Annotated in this window: 23 protein-coding genes and 1 pseudogene; 19 read left to right on the top strand and 5 right to left on the bottom strand. The window is 39.3% G+C overall.

What is annotated here, in order from left to right:
* Positions 1 to 162 precede the first annotated feature (162 nt).
* The 5 genes from BLU58_RS05870 (at position 163) to BLU58_RS05850 (ending at position 5,567) form a co-directional block, all read left to right on the top strand.
* Positions 163 to 852 (top strand): response regulator transcription factor, encoded by a 690-nt coding sequence (locus BLU58_RS05870; protein ID WP_093291292.1) that lies wholly within the window; start codon positions 163 to 165, stop codon positions 850 to 852.
* Positions 849 to 2,648 carry a sensor histidine kinase gene (locus BLU58_RS05865; protein WP_093291291.1) on the top strand — a complete coding sequence of 600 codons (1,800 nt, stop codon included), beginning with the start codon at positions 849 to 851 and terminating at the stop codon, positions 2,646 to 2,648. Before BLU58_RS05870 ends, BLU58_RS05865 begins: the two co-directional genes overlap by 4 nt.
* Before the next feature lie 184 nt (positions 2,649 to 2,832).
* On the top strand, positions 2,833 to 3,516 hold the full coding sequence (locus BLU58_RS05860) for an N-acetylmuramoyl-L-alanine amidase family protein (RefSeq protein WP_093291290.1): 684 nt from the start codon (positions 2,833 to 2,835) through the stop codon (positions 3,514 to 3,516).
* Positions 3,517 to 3,590: 74 nt separating this feature from the next.
* On the top strand, positions 3,591 to 4,664 hold the full coding sequence (locus tag BLU58_RS05855) for an oxidoreductase (RefSeq protein WP_255404620.1): 1,074 nt from the start codon (positions 3,591 to 3,593) through the stop codon (positions 4,662 to 4,664).
* Between the two features lie 39 nt (positions 4,665 to 4,703).
* Positions 4,704 to 5,567 (top strand): metallophosphoesterase, encoded by an 864-nt coding sequence (locus tag BLU58_RS05850; RefSeq protein ID WP_093291289.1) that lies wholly within the window; start codon positions 4,704 to 4,706, stop codon positions 5,565 to 5,567.
* 46 nt (positions 5,568 to 5,613) lie between these two features.
* Here the strand turns inward: BLU58_RS05850 and BLU58_RS05845 are convergent, their stop codons facing one another.
* A complete protein-coding gene (locus BLU58_RS05845; protein ID WP_093291288.1) occupies positions 5,614 to 5,904 on the bottom strand; it encodes a DUF3817 domain-containing protein in 291 nt (96 codons plus the stop codon).
* Between the two features lie 209 nt (positions 5,905 to 6,113).
* On the opposite strand from BLU58_RS05845, the gene BLU58_RS05840 reads away from it, so the two are divergent.
* Positions 6,114 to 6,893: a DUF6585 family protein gene (locus BLU58_RS05840; RefSeq protein WP_093291287.1), complete on the top strand. Its 780-nt coding sequence runs from the start codon at positions 6,114 to 6,116 to the stop codon at positions 6,891 to 6,893.
* Positions 6,894 to 6,994: 101 nt separating this feature from the next.
* On the opposite strand, the gene BLU58_RS05835 is transcribed toward BLU58_RS05840, so the two are convergent.
* The gene (locus BLU58_RS05835) at positions 6,995 to 8,293 is read right to left on the bottom strand and encodes a purine/pyrimidine permease (protein ID WP_093291286.1); all 1,299 of its coding nucleotides are present in this window, start codon (positions 8,291 to 8,293) and stop codon (positions 6,995 to 6,997) included.
* 180 nt (positions 8,294 to 8,473) lie between these two features.
* Here BLU58_RS05835 and BLU58_RS05830 point away from each other — a divergent pair, with 180 nt between their 5' ends.
* Both BLU58_RS05830 and BLU58_RS05825 read left to right on the top strand, forming a co-directional pair.
* Positions 8,474 to 9,022, top strand: coding sequence for a flavodoxin family protein (locus BLU58_RS05830; protein WP_093291285.1), 549 nt, complete (start codon positions 8,474 to 8,476; stop codon positions 9,020 to 9,022).
* A gap of 36 nt (positions 9,023 to 9,058) precedes the next feature.
* Complete coding sequence (locus tag BLU58_RS05825) at positions 9,059 to 10,234, top strand: iron-containing alcohol dehydrogenase (protein WP_093291284.1); 1,176 nt, start codon at positions 9,059 to 9,061, stop codon at positions 10,232 to 10,234.
* A gap of 45 nt (positions 10,235 to 10,279) precedes the next feature.
* On the opposite strand, the gene BLU58_RS05820 is transcribed toward BLU58_RS05825, so the two are convergent.
* Entirely contained in the window at positions 10,280 to 10,672 is a 393-nt protein-coding gene (locus BLU58_RS05820) for a thiol-disulfide oxidoreductase DCC family protein (RefSeq protein WP_093291283.1), read from the bottom strand.
* A gap of 111 nt (positions 10,673 to 10,783) precedes the next feature.
* Between BLU58_RS05820 and BLU58_RS05815 the strand changes: the two genes are divergently transcribed.
* From BLU58_RS05815 to BLU58_RS05785, 7 genes are all read left to right on the top strand, one after another.
* A complete protein-coding gene (locus BLU58_RS05815; protein ID WP_093291282.1) occupies positions 10,784 to 11,119 on the top strand; it encodes a metal-sensitive transcriptional regulator in 336 nt (111 codons plus the stop codon).
* A gap of 83 nt (positions 11,120 to 11,202) precedes the next feature.
* Positions 11,203 to 11,682: a DUF2975 domain-containing protein gene (locus BLU58_RS05810; protein ID WP_093291281.1), complete on the top strand. Its 480-nt coding sequence runs from the start codon at positions 11,203 to 11,205 to the stop codon at positions 11,680 to 11,682.
* A 12-nt stretch (positions 11,683 to 11,694) separates the two neighbouring features.
* Entirely contained in the window at positions 11,695 to 11,904 is a 210-nt protein-coding gene (locus tag BLU58_RS05805) for a helix-turn-helix domain-containing protein (protein WP_093291280.1), read from the top strand.
* Positions 11,905 to 11,923: 19 nt separating this feature from the next.
* On the top strand, positions 11,924 to 12,727 hold the full coding sequence (locus BLU58_RS05800) for a DUF817 domain-containing protein (protein WP_093291279.1): 804 nt from the start codon (positions 11,924 to 11,926) through the stop codon (positions 12,725 to 12,727).
* A gap of 266 nt (positions 12,728 to 12,993) precedes the next feature.
* Positions 12,994 to 13,890, top strand: coding sequence for a GAF domain-containing protein (locus BLU58_RS05795; protein WP_093291278.1), 897 nt, complete (start codon positions 12,994 to 12,996; stop codon positions 13,888 to 13,890).
* A complete protein-coding gene (locus tag BLU58_RS05790; RefSeq protein ID WP_093291277.1) occupies positions 13,883 to 14,062 on the top strand; it encodes a hypothetical protein in 180 nt (59 codons plus the stop codon). Before BLU58_RS05795 ends, BLU58_RS05790 begins: the two co-directional genes overlap by 8 nt.
* Positions 14,063 to 14,758: 696 nt before the next feature.
* Positions 14,759 to 16,327: a bifunctional metallophosphatase/5'-nucleotidase gene (locus tag BLU58_RS05785; RefSeq protein WP_093291312.1), complete on the top strand. Its 1,569-nt coding sequence runs from the start codon at positions 14,759 to 14,761 to the stop codon at positions 16,325 to 16,327.
* A gap of 436 nt (positions 16,328 to 16,763) precedes the next feature.
* Here BLU58_RS05785 and BLU58_RS17265 read toward each other — a convergent pair.
* Positions 16,764 to 16,994: pseudogene (locus BLU58_RS17265) on the bottom strand (GyrI-like domain-containing protein); the annotation flags it as partial.
* Between the two features lie 138 nt (positions 16,995 to 17,132).
* Between BLU58_RS17265 and BLU58_RS05775 the strand changes: the two are divergent.
* The gene (locus tag BLU58_RS05775) at positions 17,133 to 18,716 is read left to right on the top strand and encodes a right-handed parallel beta-helix repeat-containing protein (protein WP_369813687.1); all 1,584 of its coding nucleotides are present in this window, start codon (positions 17,133 to 17,135) and stop codon (positions 18,714 to 18,716) included.
* 52 nt (positions 18,717 to 18,768) lie between these two features.
* Here BLU58_RS05775 and BLU58_RS05770 read toward each other — a convergent pair whose 3' ends face one another.
* Positions 18,769 to 20,013, bottom strand: a complete 1,245-nt coding sequence (locus tag BLU58_RS05770) for an NAD(P)/FAD-dependent oxidoreductase (RefSeq protein WP_176786514.1) — start codon at positions 20,011 to 20,013, stop codon at positions 18,769 to 18,771.
* 148 nt (positions 20,014 to 20,161) lie between these two features.
* Between BLU58_RS05770 and BLU58_RS05765 the strand changes: the two genes are divergently transcribed.
* The 3 genes from BLU58_RS05765 to BLU58_RS05755 all read left to right on the top strand — a co-directional run bounded on the left by BLU58_RS05765 (position 20,162) and on the right by BLU58_RS05755 (position 26,047).
* Positions 20,162 to 21,049 carry an oxygen-dependent tRNA uridine(34) hydroxylase TrhO gene (locus tag BLU58_RS05765; protein ID WP_369813686.1) on the top strand — a complete coding sequence of 296 codons (888 nt, stop codon included), beginning with the start codon at positions 20,162 to 20,164 and terminating at the stop codon, positions 21,047 to 21,049.
* Between the two features lie 190 nt (positions 21,050 to 21,239).
* Positions 21,240 to 23,516, top strand: a complete 2,277-nt coding sequence (locus BLU58_RS05760) for an immune inhibitor A domain-containing protein (RefSeq protein WP_093291272.1) — start codon at positions 21,240 to 21,242, stop codon at positions 23,514 to 23,516.
* 257 nt (positions 23,517 to 23,773) lie between these two features.
* Entirely contained in the window at positions 23,774 to 26,047 is a 2,274-nt protein-coding gene (locus BLU58_RS05755) for an immune inhibitor A domain-containing protein (RefSeq protein WP_176786513.1), read from the top strand.
* The last annotated feature ends 32 nt before the right edge of the window (positions 26,048 to 26,079 follow it).

The raw sequence follows: 26,079 nt of genomic DNA, 5'->3' as shown, positions 1-26,079 counted from the left end.
GATACATGTATGGGTCAGAAGGGGTTCTTCATTATCTTCTAACGTCCTACAAGAAATAACTGATATGCTTCTCAAACCAAATGAGGGTGGTGGTTTGCCTGATTTGATGCGTTATAATATGGTTATCATAAAAGAAATGAAGAGATATCGGAGAAATTACATATGAAAAAAACAGTTTTGGTGGTAGAAGATGAAGAGATCTTGCGTGAAATTATTAAGGATTACTTACTAAACGAAGGCTATACTGTTCTAGAAGCGGCAGATGGAAAACAAGCTTTATCCCATTTTGAGGATCATGACGTCCATTTGGTTATTCTCGATATTATGTTGCCACAATTAGATGGGTGGTCTGTATGTAGACGAATCCGTAAGACATCCAATATACCGATTATCATGTTAACAGCCCGCGCGGATGAAGACGATACGCTACTTGGTTTTGAGTTGGGTGCAGATGATTATGTAACAAAGCCCTACAGTCCCCCCATCTTATTAGCAAGGGTAAAACGACTTATAGAGAGTAGATACTCTTCTTCAGTAGTAGAGCCAGTAAAGAATGATACATTACACATCGATGGAATTGGAATTCACATCCCATCTCGAAGCGTAACGCTAGACGAGGAATCCATTAACTTGACTCATACTGAGTTTGAAATCTTATTATATTTAATGCAAAATCAAGGAATTATCATCACCCGAGAACAACTGATTACAAAAATCTGGGGCTATGAATTTGCTGGCGATGATCGAACCGTAAACAGTCATATTCGTAACCTGCGTCACAAATTAGGGGATAAAGCTCAACATATTGTTACCGTCGTTCGCGTAGGATATAAATTTGAGGGAAGAACATGAAAAAAGGAATCGTTTTTAAGTTATTTTTATTTACAACCGGGTTATGTATGCTGATTATTGCAACCATTTTCATCGGGCAGACGGTGTTTTTTGAACGATATTATGAAAGTCAAAAAGAAACTGATTTGAAAGAAAGAGTCTCAGCTTTTCGTAAGAAATACGTAGAAGCAAAAGGCGATTTCTCTAAGATCAGGTCCCTTGAACAGGGGTTCTATCGAGACTATGCCATATGGATAACAACGCTAGATCAACAAGGAAATATGAAATATGCTAATGATTTCTCTATAGAAGTCGAAGTACAGAAAGAAATATTTCCTAATCTTACGAAGTATCCCCGAAAAATGATTCGGATACCTATGTATCATTTGGTACATGTTGATGATGAAAAGAGCCAATCTAACTTAGTGGTGGGGAATCATATTACCATTCGAGGTGTTGAAAAAGACAATATTTTTACTCCATCACAGCTATTTTCAACAAAGGACATAGCTAATGAGCAATTAGCAGGGAAATTAGACAAGTTAAAACAAACGAATTTTGTTGTAATCAGAGGGACTATCAAAGAAGTCCATTTCCCTAAGAGTGATTCAGCCTCCAGCTTCATTTACACAAATCGAATTTTCCTTGAAAGAATGAAACGTTTTCAAAGTAGCTTAATAACGACTGGATCTCTGTCCGATCGGGATGGATACGTTGTCAGGAATCATGGGCAAGGTCAGTACTATGTGGAGAACTATGAAGAAAGTGGTGTCACCTACAAAGTATTAACACAACCTATTCTGGATCCAGATGGCAAAACCAATTATTTATTTGCTATGACCTCCTTACAACCTGTTAATGAGGCAGTTCAGATGATAAAAGGATATTATGTATACCTGATTATCTTGGTGCTTCTTCTCACCATACTCCTCTCCTTTTATTATTCAAAACAAATTGCGAGACCTCTTCTCCAAATTAATGAAACAACCAAAAAGATCGCACATCTCGATTTTTCTGAGATGATTTCGGTCGATTCAAAGGATGAGATTGGGGATTTATCAACAAATATTAATGAGCTATCTAATAAATTACAATCTTATATTGAAAAACTGCAAGACGAAATCGAGAAGGAAAAACAGTTGGAGAATACGCGAAAAGAATTTATTGCAGGTGTGTCCCATGAGCTGGAAACGCCTTTAAGCATCATGAAAAGCTGTGTCTCTATACTAAGAGATGGAGTGGCAACACACAAGAAAGATCACTATTTCAATGCAATGGAGAAAGAAGTCGATAAGATGGATCTACTCATCGTGGACATGCTGGAGCTAGCAAAGTTTGAATCAGGTACGTACAAGCTAGAAATGCAATCTTTCTATATCGATGAATCAATGGATCAAATTTGTGATCAATTGATAGGGAGTATGGAGAATAAGCATTTACAGATAGAAAAGAATCTACATCACGTTAAAGTAATGGCTAACCAAAGTCGAATTGAACAGGTGCTCACCAACTTTATAACAAATGCAATCCGTTATACCCCGGAGGGAGAAAGAATTGTTACTTCCACTATCATAGAAAAAGGCTGTGTAAAAGTATGTGTGGAAAACAAAGGAGCTCATATCCCTCAAGCGCAACTTGATAAAATTTGGGAACGTTTTTACCGTGCTGATGCAGCTCGCCAGAGGTCGACTGGAGGAACTGGGTTAGGCCTTTCTATTTCTAAAAAAATCCTAGAATTGCACGGTGCTCCCTATGGCGTACAAAATACAAAAGATGGAGTCCTGTTTTATTTTTATCTAACAAAAGTAAAAATCTAAGCCATATGCTAAAGTGGCTTAGATTTTTTTGGTACTACTTCATGGTCTTCACAGTGAAAACAAGCATGCAGGATAAAATTTCCACAAGCTTGTTAGTGTTCTTTAACTCATGTTGATGTCATCTGCATCTTATCTTTATATGAGTTTTTTATTATCTCCTTAGCACAAGTAAAGGAGATTACTTATGAAGAAAATCATTATTTCTATCTTACTTCTTATATTTTCCCTTGGAATTGGTTACCAATTTTTAGATTTAGATATATTTCATCAAGTGACGGCAGAGGATCTCCGTTTAAAAGGAAAAGTTATTGTACTTGATCCAGGCCATGGCGGAGGAGATCACGGAGCACAAGGCAAAGCACACGGAACCATCGAAAAAGACCTTAACTTAAAAGTAGCAATGAACATAAAAAAAGAGTTGGAAAAAAGAACGGATGCGAAGGTTATTTTAACGCGAGACACAGATGCTAGCTTACTCCCTAAGATAGATCAAAAAAAAGAGCTTCAAGCTCGTGTAGATGTGGCGAAGAAGAATCATGCAAACCTTTATGTAAGTATTCACCATGATGCCTTTACAGACCCTAGTGTAAAAGGAATTACCACTCACTATGCTCCGCTTCGCTTAGAGGATAGGAAACTAGCAAAGTATGTACAACAAGCTATTTTTAATCAAAAGATTGATACGAATGATCGCGGAGTTCAGGGGAGTGACTATCTCGTTCTTAGAGAGAATTCGATACCTGCTATCTTACTAGAATTAGGCTTCATCTCAAATGAAAGTGATGAAGTACGGATGAATTCAAAAGAATTCCAAACGAAATCGGCATCCGGAATTGTGGATGGCATCATTCAATACCTTTCAAGATAAAGAGAGACTAGATATGGCATGCATTGAAATTTTATATATAATGTACCTATATATTGAATGAGGAGGCTCTCTCATTGAGCATAGCAAAGGTACGAGTTGGAATAATCGGTTATGGATTATCTGGAAAAATATTTCATGCTCCACTTCTGAAAGCAAATGAAGGTTATGAAATTGTAAAAGTGTTGACAACACGAGAGGAAGTCGAAACAGACCTACCTGGAGTCGCAATAGCCTATTCGGCAGAAGAAATCTTTGAGGATTATACAATTGACCTTGTCGTTATTTGTACACCTACTGAATCTCACTATTCTCTAGCCAGAGCCGCCCTACAAAGTGGAAAGCATGTTGTTGTAGAAAAGCCTTTTGTGGTTACATCTGCAGAGGCGAAGGATTTAATCGAATTAGCTCGTGAAGAGGAGCTGATCCTATCTGTTTTCCAAAACCGCCGTTGGGACTCAGATTTCCTCACTTTACAGGAGTGTATGAGCCAAGGGCTACTGGGAGAAATTCATACGTATAAAGCACATTTCGATCGATATCGTCCAGAGGTAACACAGCGTTGGAAAGAGCATTCCCTCTCTGGAGGAGGTGTGCTGTATGATCTAGGATCTCATCTAATCGACCAAGCACTTATTTTATTTGGTATTCCGTTAACCGTTTGGGCAGATGTGCAATCGCAACGGGCTGGTTCTACTGCTCCTGACTACTTCCATATCATTTTTGGGTATGAGACAGGCTTACGAGTTGAACTAAGTGCTGGATCACTCGTGATTCAGCCAGGACCAAAACTTGAGGTACACGGCCTAAAGGGAAGTTTCCGTAAGTTTGGATTAGATACTCAAGAGGAACAGCTAAAAGCAGGTATGACTCCCACCGACGAAAGATGGGGTTTGGAAGAAGAAGGTAACTTTGCAGAAGTAACGACGATTATTGATCCTGTAAGTGGAGAGCAAGAAACATTCCCGGTTCCCAGTATTGCAGGAAACTATGATCGCTTTTATGATGAGGTGTATGATGCAGTGATTGATGGTGCTGCCTTGCCAGTTCATCCAACAGAGGCCTTAGAAGTGATTCATGCAATTGAATTAGCGATCAAGTCCTCTAATGAAAAAAGAGTCATTCAGTGGTTTGATGAAGTGGTATATTGATTGGCCCACGGAACTCTGTAGAAAGGTGAATCGAATAGAATGAAAGCGAATCGAAAGATCAGCCGAAGGAGTTTCCTTAAGAAAAGCATGTACTATTCACTAGGAACGATTGGTGCCTTAGGTGTGTCGGGGGCTTACTCTCGTTGGATTGAACCGTATTCGATCGAAACAACTACTATTACGATCAAGATTCCTCATTTGCCAGTTGTATTTGAAGGATTTCGAATCTGTCATTTTAGTGATTTGCATCTAGGATTTCATCTGGAAGCTAAAGATTTAGAAACTGTGGTTGAGCAGATACAGTCTCTGAAACCAGATTGTATTTGCTTCACTGGAGATCTCTTCGATCATCACTCAACTGGAGTATCTGAAACAACTCGCTACCTGAGCAAATTAGAAGCTTCTTATGGAAAGTATGCTGTACTCGGAAATCATGATAATTGGGGCAATCGGGAGTCAGTGAATCGAGTGCTAACCAAATCAGGCTTTACTATTTTACATAACGAAAATAGGCAAATAAAAAAGCAATCGGATTCTATTTATATGGTAGGAGTCGATGATCCGTGGGTGGGGGGCGCAGATATTCTTCGTGCACTAAATGGCGTACCGAAGAATACTTGTAACATCTTGCTAGCTCATGAGCCCGATTTTGCAGATGAGTTTTGTCAGCATCCAATTGATCTGCAATTATCTGGACATAGTCATGGTGGACAAGTTCAAGTTCCATTTATCGGAGCACTTCACACCCCGCCCCATGCAAAAAAATATATAGATGGTTTATATCAAGTGGAAAACTCTTCTATGCAAGTTTATACAACTCGAGGCATTGGAATGACCCGCATGCCGATTCGATTTAATTGTCGTCCTGAATTAGTTTTGATTACACTAAAACCGAGTAAATAAAACAAAAAAATCCCGAGTGTGCACACATACCCGGGATTTTTTTGTTTTATACTTGATCGCGAAGTTTTCTCTCTAGAACAAAAGTTCCAAACGGTATGATAGAAGCAAGTATAGCTCCAGCTACTTTCTTAACAGACCATTTGTATCGTAAGGTTACAACGCCCAAGACGATCATAAACCAGACAAAAAGAACCCCATGCAATCCCCCCACGATGGTCACAGCCAAAGGTTGGTTAAGCATATATTTCAGAGGCATAGCGATAAACAGAAGAAGTAAGAAGGAAATTCCTTCAATAAATCCAACAATCCGTAATTGGTCAATCGTGTTTCGAAACATCTTTATCATCCTCCTCATTACAGATCTAGTACTATAGTATCAACTATGAAAGGGATATTCATTTCTAATTAAAGATATTTGTTGCGATTGTATGAACGGTTGTATGATATAATTTTGTTATTTGTGAAACTCTTTTTATTACTCTTTACATGAAACATGATATTTGCTATAAATTTCTTATCATTCCAGTTGCCAAGGGGGCAGAAAAAATGAGCCAGTATGATGATTCACAACTGGGAGACAAAGGAAAATTATACTCTGTTCATAAGGGAAAAGTAATTACCATTTCACTTTTGTATGGCCTAGTTGCCATTTTAATGAGTGCTGGATGTGTGTATTTTACTTGGAAAGCACAACAAGGAAAGCCAGACGTGCTCCAAATCAGCCGGATTATTGCTACCGGGATGTGTGGTCTGTTTGGTTTTGTGATGATGCTATGGAAAGGAAAAGATCTTAGCGAAAAAGTTAGGTTGTATCAAAATGGGATTATCGTACTGAATCGTAAAAAAGCCCTTTTATTACCCTATTCAAGAATAGATCGGATTTACTGGGAAATTAGGAGGAAACAGAAGAAATCTGGAAAAGATAAAATCATTCACACTTTACGAATCGACTCTCTAGATCATGATGAAGAAATTTCTCTATCAAGTAGGCGGTTGATAGATGCTAAGGAATTGATGGAGCAGATAGAACGGGGAGTAAGTAGTTGGCATCTGGACGGTTTATGTGAGGCGTTATCAAAAGGGGAAGAGATACATTTTGATGATATTTCTCTGCATGTTGATTATATACGCATCCCTGATGGATACATAAACTGGTCTAACTTTGGAGGTATTACTTTGCAAAATGGCATGGTATACCTTGTAAATAAACAAGATGAGCCGTTTTATGGAGTAAAGCTATCCAAATTCCCTAACTTCTCTCTTTTCACTAACCTAACACAACATATTTGTGAGCAGCATCAACAACAAAATGAGATAGTTGTATAAAAAGAAGATAGCCTTTTGTTACAGGCTATCTCAGACTGCGGACAAACCTCTTCTGAACAGTAAGTTTAGAAGAGGTTTGTCCGCAGTCTGAGAGGGGTTAATCACCCCCTCTTGTTCGATTTCCAAATCAATTCCAGTAGGATCGATAAAATCATCCCGACTAATAAACCATTTCCAACTATATTTTGTAAGATGGTGGGCATAACTTGAAAAAATTTCTCTGGGAGTGACATAATTCCAACAGCAACTGAAATAACGATCCCTAAAATTGTCATTCTTCTTGCATCCAATGGCTCCTGAAGAACGGTATTTAATCCTAATCCAAACATAGTCGGGAACGCCGCGAGAAGGGTTGCATAGGCGATCGGTCCAGGTAGTTGTGCGAGAAATCCAGTAACGATGGGGAAGAAAGAAAATAAAGCAAGCGCGCCACATGCGATCAAGAAAGGCCTTCTTTCTTTTTGTCCAGTCATTCGTATAAAGCCCGCTGCAACCGAAAGTGGTACCATCCCTACTGTCGAGAATACGGAGCTTAACAGGTTAGTCACTCCTCCCATCAAACCAGCTCGATTCAGAGCTTTAGAAGAAGAGTTTGTCGTCTCGGAAATCGTTTTTTGTACTGCGTTGATACTTGCTACTGTGTTGGACATGAGAACAAATGAAACCAAAATCCCTGTGATCATCATGCCTCCGTTCCATACAGGCATCCCCCAAGCAAATGGTGTTGGGAGTTGAAACCATCCTGTAATGGAAGGAGCATCCGCATGATATCCAATGAAAGTAAAGGCGCTCCAACCTAACACAATCCCGATTAGAACCGCAAAGCTTTTAAACCATCCTCTTCCCCAAGTAGAGAGGGAAAAAACCAGAACGACTATGCTAATGGAAATCATAGCTTCTAGCAAGTTTGGTGTTGGTTGATTCTTGCTAATTCCTAAGGCCCCTTGCATAAATGTTCCACTTAATTGAATCGCTAGTACCATGAGATAGGATCCCGTTACTAAAGGAGTAAAGAGAAACAGCAACTTTTGAAACCAACCGATCCATCCAGTAAAGACTAAGATGAGCCCACTTACAATCATGGCAAATTCGAGAGATTGAAGAGTAAGTTTTAGGTCGGTTCCTTGCACAGAGGCTAGTCCACCAACTCCAATAAATACTCCTAACCAGATGCCAGCAGGACCATCTAATAGCGGAAGACGGTGACCTAACCAGCCTTGTAGTAAAGAAGAAAGGCCGACGATAAAAAAAGTTCTCTGCATAAGTTCTGCAACTTCTACATGATTGAGGTGAAACACACCCCCAATTACAACCGGAAGAGCTAATGCATTTGCTAATAAAAAGACCAACCATTGAACAGAGCCCATAGTGGTCATTGTGAGGCGATTTGCTGAATTCATTGATTTTCATCCTAACTACAACATATTCTCATCATAGGTTAACATTCTAACATAAAATGTGATTCATACATAAAATCAAATGAAAAAAAGGGTAAACTATCAATAGGCCCAGAAGGGACTCTCTAGACAACTGAAGAATTAATCCAAGTGGATAATCTGAGAAATAAAGGAGAAATCATAATGAAGATTTTAGCGCTTAATGGAAGTTCTCGAGATAATGGAAATACAGAATATATGGTAGCATCGCTATTAGAAGGGATCGAAGCAAGTTTTGTAGATTTACGAAAGTATACGATCAACCCGATTATAGATAAAAGACATGATCCCGAAGGATTCAGACCTGTTGATGATGATTATGATGCGGTTATCAGTCAAGTTTTGGATCAAGATATTTTGATCTTTGCAACCCCTCTCTATTGGTACGGAATGTCTGGTCACATGAAAAATTTTGTAGATCGTTGGTCACAAAGCTTGCGTGATCCACGTTATGATTTTCGTAAGATCATGTCCGAAAAGAAAGCTCTTAGTTTAATAGTAGGTGGGGATCGCGTTTATCAAAAAGCTCTACCTCTTGTACAACAGTTTGCGTTGATTTATGATTTTATGGGTATAGAAAATCTCGGATACGTGATCGGGAGTGGATCAAAACCCCAAACCGTCCAAGCAGACGGGCGAGTTGCGGGTGATCTTCGCTTTTGGAATGAATATCTAAAGAAACAAACGATTTAACATCTGAGAAGACAACGCAGAAGGAGTGAACATCATATGGAGTCATATGTAGCGTATAACCCGACGAAATGTATCTTTGGGAAAGATCGTTTGTCAGAATTGAAGAATGAGATTCCACAGTATGGTAAACGGGTTTTATTGGTTTATGGTGGTGGGAGTATCAAGAAAAGTGGTCTTTATGATAAAGCGATGGGATATCTACGTGAAATAGATGCAGAGGTATTTGAGCTCGCGGGGATTGAGCCTAATCCGCGTGTAACAACAGTACATAAAGGAATTCGAATCTGTAAGGACCAGAATATTGATTTTATCCTCGCTATCGGAGGTGGTAGTGTCATCGATGCTACGAAAGCAATTGCGGCAGGAGCGAAGTTTGACGGAGATATATGGGATATTGTTACAAAGAAAGCAACTGCCCAAGGTGCACTTCCGTTCGGGGTCGTACTCACTTTAGCTGCAACTGGCTCTGAGATGAATCCAGGGTCTGTGATTACGAACTGGGAGACAAACGAGAAGATTGGTTGGGGCTCTCCTCACGTGTTTCCTACGTTCTCCATCCTAGATCCGACACATACGTTTACAGTACCTCTAGATCAAACAATCTACGGGATTGTAGATATCATGTCTCATGCTTTGGAGCATTACTTTAGTCCGTCCCCCAATACTCCTTTACTAGAGAGAATGACGGAATCACTTTTATCTACCGTAATTGAGACAGCACCGAAGTTGCTAAAAGACCTGCAAAATTATGAACTTCGGGAGACCATCATGCAATGTGGCACGATTGCTCTTAATGGTACATTAAACCAAGGAATGATTGGGGACTGGGCCACACATGGCATCGAACACGCCGTTTCTGCTGTGTACGATATTCCTCACGGTGGCGGTCTAGCGATTATCTTCCCGAACTGGATTCAGTACGCAATCCAAAAAGGGCACACAAGTAAAGCGAAACAGTTAGCTGTTAGAGTGTTCGGCATTGATCCAGCTGGTAAGTCAGATGTGGAATTAGCAGAACACGCCGTCAAAGAGTTACGCCATTTCTGGGATAGTATAGGAGCTCCGAGCCGCCTAGCTGATTACAACATCGATGACTCTAAGATTCAGCTAATGGCTGATAAGGTTGTTAAGATCAGCCCGTCAGGATTAGTTGGTCGTTATCATCTGTTGAGGCAGGATGATGTATTAGCGATTTTGAAAATGTCTTTGTAGCAACCTCCTATAAACAACCTCCTTCAACTTGCTGAAGGAGGTTGTTTATAGGTAAAAGCGATTACGTACTTCTGGAGAAGGAATTATGCATACCTCGCTTTTTCCAAACCAGCGGTACCGATTTTTCGCAAAACGACGATAAAGATTATTCCGAATAGACTCTGGTATGAGGATTAGTATGTACAACCACTTCCACCACCCTCCTAGTTCCTTAATAATTCGTAGAACGGCTGTTGAGTGGGAATAGAGTATTTTACCATCTATGAAATACATACTATCTTCTAGCTGGATTCCTTTTTCTGAAACCCAATTTCGCACAAAATTCGATTGCAGAGGAGCGAAATGGAGTTGTTTTTTCTTATCATGCTTTAGAAGAAACTGTACCCGGTCGTTACAAAAATTACAAACGCCATCAAATAAGACAATTTTTTGTTTCATCAGGATCTGTCCATTCTCGTAAGTGTATTTGCTTCTAGTATAGCAAAAAAATTGCTTTTTTGGCTTCCATACCTATACAGGGTATACTAGATACAAGAGGAAGAGGTGATCATGTTGAAAGATGAAAATTTGGTAGTAAATACTGAATCATGTTGTGGGAAAGAGGAAGGGCGTAAGAGCCATCATTCGGATGAGATGAAAAAAAATATGGTCTCTCGATTAAATCGGATTGAAGGGCAGATTCGCGGAGTAAAAGGCATGATCGATCGAGATGTATACTGTGATGATGTGCTAAATCAAGTAGCGGCTATTCAAGCTGCCTTAAATAGTGTAGGCAAATTATTACTAGAAGGACACATGAGGAGTTGTGTGATCGAGAGAATCCAAGCTGGGGACGATGCGGTTGTAGATGAGCTACTCGCCACGATGAAAAAATTGATGAAGTAATACAAAACAATATTTTTTTATTGTAAAACGATAAATCATGTATTATAATCTCATTAACAATAAAACAGTGAGGTGCCTTTGTGATGAATCATCGTCCAACGCTATTTTTAAAGATAGCTATTTTTCTGATCGGAACTCCCGTTCTTGCGTTATGTTTATATGGTTTGGTTTGGTTTGCTCAAAACCCATTCAACTCAGATTACGCCTACACTATGTATCCTATCTTAGTAGGTATATATGGATCAGCAATTCCGTTTTATATTGCCTTATATAAGGCATTTGAGCTTTTAAGTTATATCGACCAGAATAAAGCTTTTTCACAAATATTCGTTACCGCCTTACAACATATAAAGTATTGCGCTATTATTATCGGCGGTTTGTATACGATCGTCCTACCATTTGTTTATCTCGTAGCTAGGAAGGATGATGCCCCAGGCTTTGTTATGATAATGGGGATGACTCCTATCTTTGCTTCAACCGTAATTGCAGTATTCGCTAACGTCTTGCAAAGGCTTTTGCAAGACGCTATTGATATAAAATCGGAAAATGACTTAGTGGTATGAGGTGGGGTAGTAATGGCGGTAGTCATTCATATTGACGTAATGCTGGCTAAGAGAAAAATGAGTGTAACAGAGCTTTCGGAGAGAGTGGGAATTACGATGGCTAATCTTTCTATCCTGAAAAACGGAAAGGCAAAAGCCATCCGATTATCCACTTTAGAGGCGATTTGTAAGGCTTTAGATTGTCAGCCAGGAGATATCTTAGAATACAAAGAGATTGAATAAAGAAAGAAGAGATACGGATATGAGAGCACTAAGACAGCTCGTTAGGTTTGGCTGGGAACAGGCTCTATCGTGTTTATTTCCTGCTGTTATTTTTACAGCTCTGGCACTTACACAAATGGTGCCGCTCCCTTTTTTACCACGGTATGACTGGCTTCTGATTATTTGCCTATTGATGCAGTGGTGGATGATCTATTCTGGGCTTGAGACTCGGGATGAACTAAAAGTGATCACTTTATTTCATATTATCGGACTTACTCTTGAACTTTTTAAAGTTCACATGGGCTCATGGTCTTATCCAGAGGAAGGATATTTCAAAATGTTCGGAGTACCATTGTATAGTGGGTTTATGTACGCGAGTGTAGCAAGTTATCTTTGTCAGGCATGGAGGAGGTTTAATGTTGAATTGGTTAGACGGCCATCGTTATTAATCGTAGTACCGATTGCCACGGCCATTTATTTGAACTTTTTTACTCACCATTTTTGGATTGATGTACGTTGGTGGTTATCCGCGCTTGTCGTTATAGTCTTTTGGAAATCATGGGTTATATACGAGGTTAATGGAACTCGTTACCGCATGCCAATGGGACTTTCTTTTGTGTTAATCGGATTTTTTATATGGGTAGCCGAAAATATCGCAACGTTTTTCGGGGCTTGGAAATATCCAAATCAAGTTGATGCGTGGAGCCCTGTTCATCTGGGGAAGGTAAGCTCATGGCTCTTATTAGTGATTGTTAGCTTTCTTATTGTATCAGTATTAAAACACTTGAAGGAATCTCAACATACTCAAGCCCAGCTATCCACTGATATACATGTTAAAGACTGATTAAAATACCCAGCATATAGCCCTCTTTCTAGATAAGTCAGAAAGAGGGCTAACCATTTCGTTCCTTGCTACATTGTATAACTATATAAAAATGTATATTTTTTGACTCCTCTTACTCACTTCACGATACTATCGTGTGTTTCCTCACATATGTTATACAAAAGCGAAATCATCTTAATCATTTCGCGTTATTTTTTAAGAAAATAGGGAATATTTAATTTAAAATACTTTTCGTTTCTGTTTCTGCTTTGAAAGGGGGAGTGAAGATGAACTGGGATGCCATTTTTGAGTTTTTTAAAACTCTTGATGCAAATGGAGGTTGGTTTTTTGATTTTTTATCGTTTCTAGTGGCAGGCACCTTAATGATCATTGTTCTAATTTACTTTTACCGATTATCTAGAGGGAATATTGACTGGTTCGGGAGAAAGATTGTTGATCAGGAATCAATCGAGGAAACAGAAAAAATAAAAATGGAGTTACAGGAACAGTTGACATTAGCAAGAGACGAAAACAGTCAATATATCCAAGTGATCCAAGAGCAATCAAAAAAGCTAACCGAAATCCAGAATTTATTTACGGAGTTAGATAGTAAGTATGATGATGAAACCTACTTCACGAGTCAAGTGATGTATGCTGCCCAAGAGGTAGCGGCCGCGATAGCAGCAGCAAAGGAATTTGAAGGAAATCGGGATGATACATTTGATTATTTATTGGACTATCTAATTAATAGTCTAAAAGGATTCCGAGAGAAAAATCCTAGGATTGTGATTCACGTACAACATCCTAATTCCACAGAAAAATTAAGTCATTACGTACACTCTAGCGGGCATTCTCCTCGGGTAAAAGAGTATGAGCCGATCATTGACGGAAGTGCCGCAGGACGGTGTTGGAGGACTAATAAGATCTACTACATTCCAGACACAGAACAAGATTCGATTGAGTATGAGAGAATTGAACTAATAACGAAGCAATATCGTAGCCTGCTATGCATCCCGATTCATGCAGGTCCTGATAAAAGTAAGAGAATTGGTGTTATGTCCCTGACGGGCAGAGAGATTCATGCATATGAACAAATAGAGATCGAGAGAGCTGTTTTATTTAGTTATCTATTATACCCTCTCATCTATACAGATTTAAAAAATAGGGGGCTCCTACATGGATGATTTTGAACACCTATCTCAACATGTCCGCCACGAGTTAAGTAGATTATATCGAAATGGAGAAATCACAAAAAAACAACTGATGGAGCAGATGAAAAATGGTTGGTTTGATCATGAGCGTATGAAGATTAAAGAGAAATTTCTAAAGTGGATTAAAAAAGAAAACTATTCATAATGCAAACACCAAGAAGAGTACTATTCCTTGATCGAGGAATAGTACTCTTCTTGGTGCGTCCGGCAAGGGAGTAATCTATAGGGGGAAGCCCCCAACCATCTCTAGGAATTAGGTTTTTTTGTTAGTTTATCTTGGAATCTTGTGTTCCCCCCAAGGTACACTTCCTAGATGGCTTACTTAGAGGGTTCTTGCTCTGCTTCCCTCAGAGGGTGGGTGTGCTATATCATCAATTTATTTAATTTTGATTCAAAACTAGGGATTTATCCGTGTCTTTATTCACCTTCAAATCATAGGATACATTGTAAGTTGATTTACCTTCTTTTGCACTCATATATTTATAAATTAAAAATTAGGAAATGCAAGCTGGTAATTTCTTATTAACGACCACCGCGAATGGTCCATACTAAATAAAAAAGTTTACTTTTCCTCCTTAGTTAGAATACGGATGAAACCCCTTAGAGAGCCTTTATTCACTCTCGGAGGGGTTTTTTAGGTATTATGTTTCTCTTACCACAAAAATGGTAGAGCAACACGATAGTTATTATTATTCTTCAATATAGAAAATAACTACTTTTGTTGCTAAAATGAAAACATTGCAGTCAAAATACAGGATCAAAGAGTGGATTGCAATTATGTGAATATAAAGGAGAGGTGAGATTTTTGAAATATCCGATCAAATGTACGTCAATTGGATTTATGGCTGGTGTGCTAATTACAGCTAGTTTACTAACAGGTTTTGATAAGGGAGCCAATGTAGAGGTTAGCGATCAGAATCTAAATTTGCAAATTCTCAGTATCAATGATTTTCATGGGCAGATCGATAAATCTGGGAAGGCAAATGATAAAGTGACGGGTACTGCTGAATACTTAGCTACACATCTCAAACATCGTGAGGCACAAAACAAGAATACACTACTTGTTCATGCTGGAGATGTGGTAGGGGCGAGCTCTCCGGCATCTGCTTTATTGCAAGACGAGCCAACCATCGATATCTTAAATAAGTTGAACTTTGATGTGGGTACAGTAGGAAATCACGAATTTGACGAAGGCTTAACAGAGTTAAAGCGAATAATTGATGGGGGATATCACCCAAAGACAGGATTCTTTAAAGGGGCGAACTTTCCGTATATCGTAGCGAATGTATTAGATAAGAAGACAAAGAAGCCGATCCTTCCTCCACATGCGATTAAAGTAGTAGAGGGTGTGAAGATTGGATTCATCGGAGTTGTTACCCAGACCACCCCGAGTGTCGTAACGCCAGAAGGGATAAAAGATGTAATCTTCTCAGATGAAGCGGAAGCAATAAACCAGCAAGTAAAGGAACTAAAGAAACAAGGTGTTAAAGCAATTATGGTTTTAGCACATGAAGGTGGATTGCAGGATTCTACTACGGGTAAGATTACAGGCCCAATCGCAGACATTACCCAAAAGCTCGATCCTGAAGTAGATGTGGTTTTTGCCGGCCATAGTCATACATATCTAAACGGAACAGTGGACGGTAAGATGATTGTACAGGCTGGTAGCTATGGAAATGCTTTTGCTGATGTGGATGTAGTAGTGAATAAGAGAACGAAGGACGTTGTAAAAAAATCTTCTGAGATCGTTTATACATATCATGAAGGCATAACACCTGATTCTCGTACACATGAGATTGTGGAGAAAGCGAAAGCCAAAGTAGCTCCCATCATTAGTAAAGAGGTTGCGAAATCTTCGGGAATCATTACAAGAGCAGAAAATACTTCTGGTGAATCAGCGCTCGGAAACTTTATCGCAGATTCACAGCGCTGGAAAATGTCGACTGACTTTGCGTTTATGAATCCAGGAGGCATTCGTGCAGACATGCCGTCAGGTAAGGTGACGTGGGGGGATCTTTTTACCATCCAGCCCTTTGGTAACGATCTTATATCGATGAAGCTTACAGGGGAACAAATAAGGAAAGTGCTAAATCAACAATTCCAAGATCCAAATCGGGTTCGTATGTTGCAAATTAGTGGTTTGACTTATAAATGGGATAGTACTCGTCCTACTGATAATAGGGTATATAATTTGAAAAAATCAGACGGAACAGAGATTGATCTAGCAAAACATTACACCGTAACAACCAATTATTTCCTCGCAACTGGAGGTGATGATTTTACTGAATTTGTAAATGGAACTCATCGTACTATAGGGCCGACAGATTTAGATGGTCTAGTAGAGTATGTGAAACAATTGCCACAACCTTTTCATGCAAAAATCGAAGGGCGTATTACCAAGGTGAATTGATTGACATGGGTAACTTATCTGGAGGGAGGTGAGTTACCCATGTTTTGTAACGTTATTTTATTTTGTTTCCGGGCAAACGGATCAGGAGGGAGTTATTTAATTCATTCTTCGGAGTGGGCAATCTAATACATGTTCCTAATCTGAGTAACAGTGAGAAATTGTGGTTACAAGCGTTGTATATACATTTCAAGCAGATGGCTATTGATCAATTGAAAATGATATAGCTTTCTGTCTGTATATGAACTAACGTAAGTTGCTATGGTTGGCTTATTTTCATTCCTCAGTTCGCAAAAATCCTTCTGATTTCTCAAAACTATAGTTAACTTTATCTAGTGAGAAGTAAAAGTAATTAGATATCAAATAAAAGGTATTGTTATTAATATAGATTTTTGTCGCCCCACCCTATATAAGGTTACAAAATATTTGTTTTGTAACCTTATATAGGGTGTTTTATTGATATAAAGACATCCACAACTGCTTTCTCGGGATCTTTACTTCTTTCATCATATAATTCAAAATCCCCTGTGAAGGCTCTCTCTATATCATGCTCATGGAACCATTGCCAAATTAACTTCCAGGTTTCTGGTACAATTTGATAAACTGGGCCTAATTTCGAGGTGAAAATCAAATATGTAGACGCAGGAAGTTTAATCGTTATAAAATGATCATCTTCTTGGTTTGTCTTTTCTAATTAATTTTGGTTTCATATCTATTATCTCTCCTTCATTTTCCCTATCGTATACTAATATGCTGAATATATACATATAGTTATTATTGGTATTCTTTGGAGGTGAGCACTTTGCAAGTGTCCCGAATCTCAGTCAGTAAAGTTAATCGAACTTCTTATGAACAAAATGATATCGGTAGGTTCCAACGTGCTATTTCAGCATTGCGAGATGGTGGTGAACTAATTGTCCCTAGCGGAACTTATTACCTTGATTCATTGACCATTGAAAAGTCGATTCACATTCGATGCGCTGGAGTTGTTGAGTTTATCCCCACAGCTCAAAACAAAGATATTTTGATCATCGAGGGAACTCGAAACGATGCCTCCTATCACCTACTCGAACCAGCGAATCGGCGTGACCCCAAAATTACTCTTTCTTCCAATCCAAGTGATATCAAACCGGGGGATATGATTGCCGTAACAGATGATTCTGTACGGTATAAAGATCATCACACAGATTTAAATACAGAAGTGCATGAGGTATTTTTTGTCGAAAATAATACAATATGGCTTCGGGATTATATACGTATACCTAAGTCCCCTGCCCCATCTGGAGTAAATGTATATAAAGTAAATCCGGTAGAAAATGTAAAAATAGATGGCTTTCGGTATCGGATGTTAGAAGGATCAACTTGCGGAAGGGGTATTTATGCTAACTATGTACGTAACCTTCAGATTATGAATATACAAGGTACGAGGGGTGCTGGATCTGGGGTACAGGTGCGAAAAGCGATTCAAACACGTGTAGAGGGTTTTGAATTTACAAATCCGCAAGTAGTTGGTGGTGGTCAAGGTTATGGAGTTCAATTTTTCGGCGGCTGTAATGGTATTACCGTTCGGGATGGATATACATATGGAATGCGCCACTCAGTCGACTTAGAAGGTTCATGCGAAGCATTGATAGATAATGTAGTAGATGTTTGTGCCGCTGGGGCATCTTTTTTACTTAGTCACAATGGTTATAGCTCTGATATTACGATTCAAAATTGCCGAGCTATTCATTCGGCCGGAACAGGAATTGTCGCCGATTCACAGGCAATTAGTTCAGGGAATCCTGATAAGTCCTCTCCCCTTCAACTTACTTTTTACGGATTTCAAATTCGGAACTGTGAAATTATCAATTTCGGTTTTGGTAATGCAGGAATCCATTTCTACTCCCCCTGTAAAGAAGTGTTTATCGAAGGATGTAAGATTCGATATCGCTCAGGAAGCGAAAAGGGATTATCGAAGTTATCAAACGCTGGCATCCGTCTATACCCTGCTCAAACGGATGCTCAAATTAGCAACTGTACAATTGAAGGCTATCGAAGAGGTATTGCTTTTCAATCCCCAGCTGGTAATTATGACAATCGCGATGATTGCCAAATCTATATAAGGAACACATTTATTCGGAACTGTTGTTCAGCTCTCTTCTTTAACTATGGTCGTTTAAAGAGATTTCTAATTTCCCACATTCATTGTGAGGGGATTGAGCAACAGTTTATTGAATTAAATCAGGGAGACTTTTCATTTCTTCAAATAGAAGACGTAACGATTATCCGTTCTCCAAAATTGCGGTTTGCTAATCATAAAATACAGATGACTAACAACAAATCTGCTGGAGCTGTTCGGAATATCTTGATTGATAATAAAGAGTTCTCTCCTCTTCCGCACATCCCATAAAAAACAAACAAACCACCTGCCAATTCATATGTAGCAGGTGGTTATAATCATGTTATCGCTGAAAATCAAATAGATCTAAATCTGGGCTCCTTGTTCCTTGATATAGATCGAGCAACAACTTAGACCCAGTTAAGACAGAGAGAATTCCGTTACTTCCATACCCCAAGTTAAAGTAACAATTTGGATAGTAGTTCACTTGACCAATAAAGGGAAGTCCATCTTTGGTGTTATTAAAAAGTGCATGGTATCGGAATTCAATATCTGAATGCTGTACCTGTAAATGAGGAAAAAGTTCTTGAAGTTTGGTTAGTAGTCGACTATATTGTTGCTCGACTAATGGATCTTCATCGTCTAGATTCGATATTTTACTACTCGCACCACCCGCATTTACATCTTCTCCGCCGATGATAATTCGTTGATCTTTTGTACCTCTAACATATGTATAAGGTTCATCTGTATCACGTATGATGCACCGATCATACCATCCAGGAACCTCTGAATAAGGCTTAGTGACAATGTTAAAAGTACGCGCCAATGATCCCAATCGTTGTCCACGAATCAAGTTCTTAGCCTCGTATCCTGTACAGATGACAATTTTCTTTGCTGTTATATGGAAGCCGTGCTGAGTAGTTACTTTCGTTTGACCGTTAGAGGACTCGTCATAAATCTTGTCTATATCCGTATTCTCATAAATCTGCACTCCTGCTTTTTCTGCTGCTCGGAGCAAAGCGTGAGTAAGTCTGTATGGGTTTACCATTCCAGCTCCACCGGTGGATAAAATCCCTCCTGCAATCGGAAAAGAAAAATGTTCATTGTTTTCTTCTGATTGAACCCACTCTACAGGAAACCCGTGCTTTCTTCGAAGATTAAATTCTCGCTCTAACCAACGTACATCGTTCTTTTTTGGTGAATAATAAAGACAAGGTGAACGAGAAAACTCACAATCATCATCAAGAGTCTGAACAATCTGTTCCAGATCGGATACAGCATCAAAACATAATTGAAAAGATCGAACTGCCGTATCAATCCCATACATACTCTGCAACTGTACCATATTGGTATCTATTTCATATTGGAGAATCGATGTCGAAGCTCTAGTGCTTAGATATCCAATAATGGTCCTCTCAACTAATACAGTTTGAATTCCAGCTTTTGCAAATTGATAGGCAGTGATTGCCCCGGCGAGTCCCCCGCCTATAACAACAACTTCTGTTTGAATATCAGTTGTTAAATATGGATATTGTTTGGGAACAGTTGTCTGAGCGGTCCAAAGACAGTTACCTGCTACATATCGCATCTCCATCACTCCTATACTCAGTTTCGACAGAAATGTCATATATAATGCATAAAAAAAGAAATTTAAATGAGGTGATTGAGATTCCCACTGAATTATGTCACCATATATAGTTGTACTTTAAAAAAAGCAGGTGATGAGAATGTCCGATATAAATACCGAGAAACCTTATCTGGTTATCCTCTATTATCAATATGTGCCGATCGAAAGTCCAGAGCAATTTTCTAAAGAACACCTACATTTTTGTAAAAGAATTCATCTAAAAGGACGAATTTTAGTCTCTTATGAAGGAATTAATGGTACTGTATCAGGGACACAAGAAAATATCGAGCGTTATATGGAATATATGAAATCCCATCCTCTTTTTAAAAACATACAATTTAAAGTGGATGTCCATAACGGACATGCCTTCAAAAAAATGCATGTCCGTCCTAGAAAAGAGCTCGTTGCCTGGAACTTAGATCCGGAGATCGATGTTGATCCAAATCAGTTGACGGGGAAACATGTATCGCCAAAAGAGTTCCATCAATTGTTGCAGCAAGACGATGTAATCATCATTGATGGTCGAAATGATTATGAATACGACCTAGGCCATTTTCGAGGGGCTATCCGCCCTGATTTACAAACTACTCGCGAATTTCCCAAGTGGGTTCGTGAGAACTTGCATGAATTTAAAGATAAAAAGATTCTCACCTATTGTACAGGTGGGATCCGTTGTGAAAAACTATCAGGTTTCCTACTAAAAGAAGGCTTCCAAGATGTAGTTCAATTAGATGGTGGAATTGTTACGTATGGGAAAGATCCCGAGGTTCAAGGCGATTTGTTCGAAGGGTCTTGCTACGTGTTTGATGACCGGATTTCCGTCCCGATCAATCGTGTTCACCCCACCACTATTACAACCTGTCATCATTGTGGAACAAAATCAGATCAATATATCAACTGTCGAAATACCTCATGCGATCAGCGTCACATCGTATGCCCGCAATGCTTGGAGGAACATCAAGGATATTGTTCCACTAACTGTAAAGAACAGAAATAAACAATCCCCTCTCATCTCCAGAGCTGGGGATTGTTTATTTCTTATCCATTTGGTGGACTTTTCTTGTTTTTGAACATAAAAATCATAACATTATCTATTGATAATAAATTAACTCCACTCTATAATGATATAGTATTAAAACAATTACTAATCTTAGTATATTACTAGGTTAAAGAAGGAGTGCTCTATATTGAAGACCAAGAAATCGGTCGTTGCCTTACTCACTACCTCATTTCTCGTAGCTACCTCATTCGCGACCCCAGCACTTCAAACGAATGTAAATGCTATCCCAAAAGATACCTCTAAGGATGGCCATATTGATTGGTCTATTGTCAATCAAGATAAGTTGATTCGAGCACTAAAAGAGCAAGGCAAGATCAAAGAAAATGCTTCTCCGAAGGAAATTGAAACAGCGGTTGAGCAGTTTGTAAAAAAAGGGGAAACTCCTTTTGCTAAAACCGATGGTATTGATACCAGATCGAAGTTTGGTAAAGATGCTAAGAAAGGAAAAGAAGGAAAACAGCAGAAAACCTTAAAGGAAGTCGAAAATCTACAGGAATCAGACAATGCCCGTTTAGATTCGAATTCTAAAAAGTCAAAACATCAAGAAAATGGTGTTGTTGCTTTAATTGAATTTCCGGACTTTAAACATAATCAAATCAAACAAGATTCTCCTCATGACTTCTGGGTGAAAGATTTTGATCAAAAACATTATCAGAATTTACTCTTTAATGCTAATGGTTTCAAAACAGAAGGTAAAAAGTACACCTCCTTCCGTCAATATTATCTTCAACAGTCATCAGGATTCTGGGATGTTGATGGAACGGTAACTCCATGGATTCAAGCAAAGAATGATGCAGCTTACTATGGTGGACATAAAGGTGCTGCCAAAGATGCTGACCCACGGGCTCTTGTTAAAGAGACTTTGGAGACTGTAGGAAAGCAAATCGCAGGCAATGAAGCAAAATACGATGTTCGTGATCCATATGACCTGGATAAAGATGGCAATGTAATGGAGTCAGACGGTATCTTGGATGCACTCTTCATTGTTCACTCTGGTACGGGTGAGGAAGCGGGTGGTGGCGAACTTGGCGAAAACGCTATTTGGTCCCATCGTTCTGTTATCGCTGACAAACCAGTTGAGATCCCAGGCACAAACTTGAAAGCCTTTGATTACATTATTCAACCAGAAGATGGTGCAGTAGGTGTCTTTGCACATGAGTATGGTCACAATATTGGTTTGCCTGATGAATATGATACAGGGTATTCAGGATCTGGTTCTCCTGTAGAATATTGGTCGCTGATGTCTGGTGGTAGCTGGGCTGGTAAGGTATTAGGTACTGAGCCAACAGGAATTAGTCCATGGGCTAAACTTTATTTCCACGAAACGTTTGGTGGGAATTGGCCAGCTCCAAAGGTAGTTGATTTGGACAAATTAGGCAAGAAGAAAAAGCAATTTAAGCTCGATGAAGCAGTGAAAGATGGTAAGAAAGGTAAGCTTATCAAAGTAAACTTGCCTGATGTGGAAAAGCCGGCCATAACAAAGCCTATGGGGAAATTGGCTTACTTCTCTACCAAAGGTGACTTATTAAATACCAAAATGACATCACCTGAAATTGATCTAACCAATGCTACAGAGTCAAAACTTAGCTTTGATTCATGGAGAGATATTGAGCAAGATTACGATTATTTATACGTAAATGTTTATGCAGATGGCTCTCCTACTCCTGTTAACATCAAAACCTTTACAGGTTCTAACGGAAAATGGGAAAATGAACAACTTGATCTGAAAGATTTTGTTGGTAAGAAGATTAAAGTTGAGTTTAACTACGTAACGGATGTAGGGTTAGCATTAGAAGGTTTTGTTGTAGATAACATTCTGGTAACAGCAGATGGGAAAAATGTATTCCAAGATAATGTAGAAGAAAAACCATCTTTTACATTGGAAGGTTTTAAAACATTTGATGGTGCCCCTACCCCATTCCCTAACTACTATTTGATCGAATGGCGTACTCATAACGGAGTGGATCAAGGACTTGCAAATATCCGTCGTTCAGATAGCATTCTGAAGTATGATCCAGGTATGGTCGTATGGTATTATGATGGCCGTTACGGTGAAGATAACATGACAGGTAAACACCCAGGTGAAGGATTCCTTGGAGTCGTTGATTCGCATCAAAATGGTCTTTACTGGGATAATGGAACTGTAGCTCCTACACGCTTCCAGTTAGCAGATGCAGCTTTTGGTACAACCAAAACATCTTCTATTAATATCAAGTATCCAACCTATGCGATGAAGTACCCTTCTCAGGCCGGGATCCGTACCTTCGATGATCGTTATAACTACGCAAGCCCAGCTAGTCCGGAATCAGGTAAGATTCTACCGAGAAATGGTTTGAAAGTAACTGTGAAGAAGTCGACTGACAAAGGACGAAGCGCAGTAATTGAGATTTCAAAAACAAAATAATATATAAATGGAACTGCACCCCAAAAGGTAGACGGGGTGCAGTTCCATTTCAGCGGTACTCTCTTTATATATGGAGTATCTGGACACGAACTCATTCTGTTAACTAAAAACGCACTGCAGTAACTGTGGTCGATAACTAAAGGGTTTCTTAAGATAACGATCTTATCTTATTTTATTTCAAAATTTATTGATAATACAAATATATTTGAATTATAATAAAAATGTAATTGGATCTACTCATATAAGGAGGGGCTATGGTGAGGCATAGCAGATCAATAATTGCCCTACTCTCTACTTCATTGCTGGTAGGAACGGCATTTATAACCCCATCACTCCAGTCAGATGTTCATGCGATATCAAAGAAGGCTCTTATGGATACAGATCATATCGATTGGTCTGTTATCAATCAGGACAAGCTAATCCGCACACTGAAGAAACAAGGAAAAATCAAAGAAAGTGCTTCTCAAACTGAAATCGAGAAAGCGATTAAGGAGTATGTCCAGAACGGCAAAACCCCATTTGCTGAAACAGACGGTTTAGATGTTACCTCTAAGTTTGGAAAAAGGGCGGAAAAAAGAAAGAAAGCAAGTTTTGAGCGTAGTTCGAGAGGGATTGCAAACTTCACAGAATCTAATACCTCCTCCCCTTCTAGACCTACGAAGCATCAAGAAAATGGTGTTGTTGCTTTAATTGAGTTTCCGAACTTTAAACACAATCAGATTACACCGGATTCTCCGTTTGACTTCTGGGTAAAAGATTTTAACCAAAAACATTATCAGGATTTACTCTTTAACCCAAAAGGTTTTAAGAATGATAAAGGAGAGAAGTTCCTCTCGTTCCGTCAGTATTACATGGAGCAATCATCTGGCTTTTGGGATGTAAATGGTACTGTAACGCCATGGGTGCAGTCGAAGCATGAAGCCGCTTATTATGGGGGGCATCAAGGAAGTAACAAAGATGCTAACCCAAGAGCACTAGTTGTGGAAACCCTAGAAAGTGTAGGGCAGCAAATCAAAGGTAACGAAGCAAAGTACGATGTTCGGGATCCGTATGATCAAGATGATGATGGAAATGTAATGGAGCCAGACGGCATCCTAGATGCACTCTTCATTGTTCACTCTGGTACGGGTGAGGAAGCGGGTGGTGGACAGCTTGGTGGAGATGCTATTTGGTCCCATCGTTCTGTTATCGCGGATCAACCTGTTCCGATCCCTGGCAGTAGTTTAAAAGCTTATGATTACATTATTCAACCAGAAGATGGCGCGGTCGGAGTGTTTGTGCACGAATATGGACATAACATTGGTTTGCCTGATGAATACGATACAGGTTCAACTGGTTCGGGGTCCCCTGTTGAATATTGGTCTGCTATGTCGCTTGGAAGTTGGGCTGGACGGAGATTAGGAATGGAACCTCCTGGTTTAAGCGCATGGGCAAAATTATATTTCCATGAGACGTTCGGAGGTAATTGGCCTGTTCCAAAGGTAGTCGATCTCAAGAAATTAGAGAAGAAAAAAGTGACATTGGAACTGGATGAGGCTGTAAAGAACGGAAAATATGGAAAGCTCTTAAAGGTTAACTTGCCTGATGTGAACAAAGAAGCAGCAACTCAACCTTTAGGAGAGATGTCCTATTTCTCCACAAAAGGGGATTTTATCAATACGAAAATGACCTCTCCTGAGATTGATCTGACAAGCGCTACTACGGCGAATCTCTCTTTTGATGCTTGGTGGGATCTGGAAGTAGATTATGATTTTATCTATGTAAATGTTTATGCAGATGGCTCCACAACCCCTGTTAAAATCAAGACTTATACAGGTACGAATGGGAAATGGCAAAATGAGCAGCTGGATCTAGCTGCCTTCATTGGGAAAAAGGTTAGGATCGAATTTAATTACGTAACAGATATCGCCATTGCCCAAGAGGGATTTTTTGTGGACAATATTCGGGTACATGCAGATAATAACAATGTATTCCAAGATGATGTGGAAGGTACTCCTGCTTTTACATTACAAGGATTTAAAACATTTGATGGCTCCCCTACTCCCTTTCCGAACTACTACTTGATCGAGTGGCGTACACATAATGGTTTGGATCAGGGATTGGCTCATATTCGTCGTCATGAAAGTCTCCTTCGATATGATCCGGGTATGGTCGTATGGTATTACGATGGACGTTATGGCGAAGACAACATGACAGGTAAACATCCAGGTGAAGGCTTCCTTGGAGTTGTTGACTCGCATCAACAAGGATTTTATTGGGATAATGGTAATGCAGCCCAAACAGGAATCCAGTTAGCCGACTCAGCTTTCGGTCTCACGAGAACATCGCCTATTGATATCAAATATCCAACTTATGCGATGAAATACCCTTCTCAATCTAGCGTTCGTACCTTCTTTGATGGAAACGATTACACAAGTCCTTACAAGCCTGAATCTGGAAAAAAATTACCTAAACATGGGTTGAAAATAACGGTTAAAGACACATTTGATAGAGGACGAACTGCTCTTATTGAGCTTTCTAAATCAAAATGACATTGAAAAAACCCGACTTTTCACTATCAGAG

Origin of the sequence: Thermoactinomyces sp. DSM 45892, assembly GCF_900107305.1 — a bacterium.
Classification (GTDB): domain Bacteria; phylum Bacillota; class Bacilli; order Thermoactinomycetales; family Thermoactinomycetaceae; genus Baia.
Note: the sequence above shows the minus strand (reverse complement) of the source record. Positions and strands in the feature narration are given on the sequence as shown.

Coding starts and splice junctions, on each gene's coding strand:
- BLU58_RS05825 (WP_093291284.1), top strand. CDS start 9,059: ATGGAGTCATATGTAGCGTATAACCCGACGAAATGTATCTTTGGGAAA.
- BLU58_RS05850 (WP_093291289.1), top strand. CDS start 4,704: ATGAAAGCGAATCGAAAGATCAGCCGAAGGAGTTTCCTTAAGAAAAGC.
- BLU58_RS05840 (WP_093291287.1), top strand. CDS start 6,114: ATGAGCCAGTATGATGATTCACAACTGGGAGACAAAGGAAAATTATAC.
- BLU58_RS05785 (WP_093291312.1), top strand. CDS start 14,759: ATGGCTGGTGTGCTAATTACAGCTAGTTTACTAACAGGTTTTGATAAG.
- BLU58_RS05770 (WP_176786514.1), bottom strand. CDS start 20,013: ATGCGATATGTAGCAGGTAACTGTCTTTGGACCGCTCAGACAACTGTT.
- BLU58_RS05865 (WP_093291291.1), top strand. CDS start 849: ATGAAAAAAGGAATCGTTTTTAAGTTATTTTTATTTACAACCGGGTTA.
- BLU58_RS05845 (WP_093291288.1), bottom strand. CDS start 5,904: ATGTTTCGAAACACGATTGACCAATTACGGATTGTTGGATTTATTGAA.
- BLU58_RS05800 (WP_093291279.1), top strand. CDS start 11,924: ATGAGAGCACTAAGACAGCTCGTTAGGTTTGGCTGGGAACAGGCTCTA.
- BLU58_RS05820 (WP_093291283.1), bottom strand. CDS start 10,672: ATGAAACAAAAAATTGTCTTATTTGATGGCGTTTGTAATTTTTGTAAC.
- BLU58_RS05790 (WP_093291277.1), top strand. CDS start 13,883: ATGGATGATTTTGAACACCTATCTCAACATGTCCGCCACGAGTTAAGT.
- BLU58_RS05810 (WP_093291281.1), top strand. CDS start 11,203: ATGAATCATCGTCCAACGCTATTTTTAAAGATAGCTATTTTTCTGATC.
- BLU58_RS05860 (WP_093291290.1), top strand. CDS start 2,833: ATGAAGAAAATCATTATTTCTATCTTACTTCTTATATTTTCCCTTGGA.
- BLU58_RS05795 (WP_093291278.1), top strand. CDS start 12,994: ATGAACTGGGATGCCATTTTTGAGTTTTTTAAAACTCTTGATGCAAAT.
- BLU58_RS05830 (WP_093291285.1), top strand. CDS start 8,474: ATGAAGATTTTAGCGCTTAATGGAAGTTCTCGAGATAATGGAAATACA.
- BLU58_RS05835 (WP_093291286.1), bottom strand. CDS start 8,293: ATGAATTCAGCAAATCGCCTCACAATGACCACTATGGGCTCTGTTCAA.
- BLU58_RS05805 (WP_093291280.1), top strand. CDS start 11,695: ATGGCGGTAGTCATTCATATTGACGTAATGCTGGCTAAGAGAAAAATG.
- BLU58_RS05870 (WP_093291292.1), top strand. CDS start 163: ATGAAAAAAACAGTTTTGGTGGTAGAAGATGAAGAGATCTTGCGTGAA.
- BLU58_RS05815 (WP_093291282.1), top strand. CDS start 10,784: ATGTTGAAAGATGAAAATTTGGTAGTAAATACTGAATCATGTTGTGGG.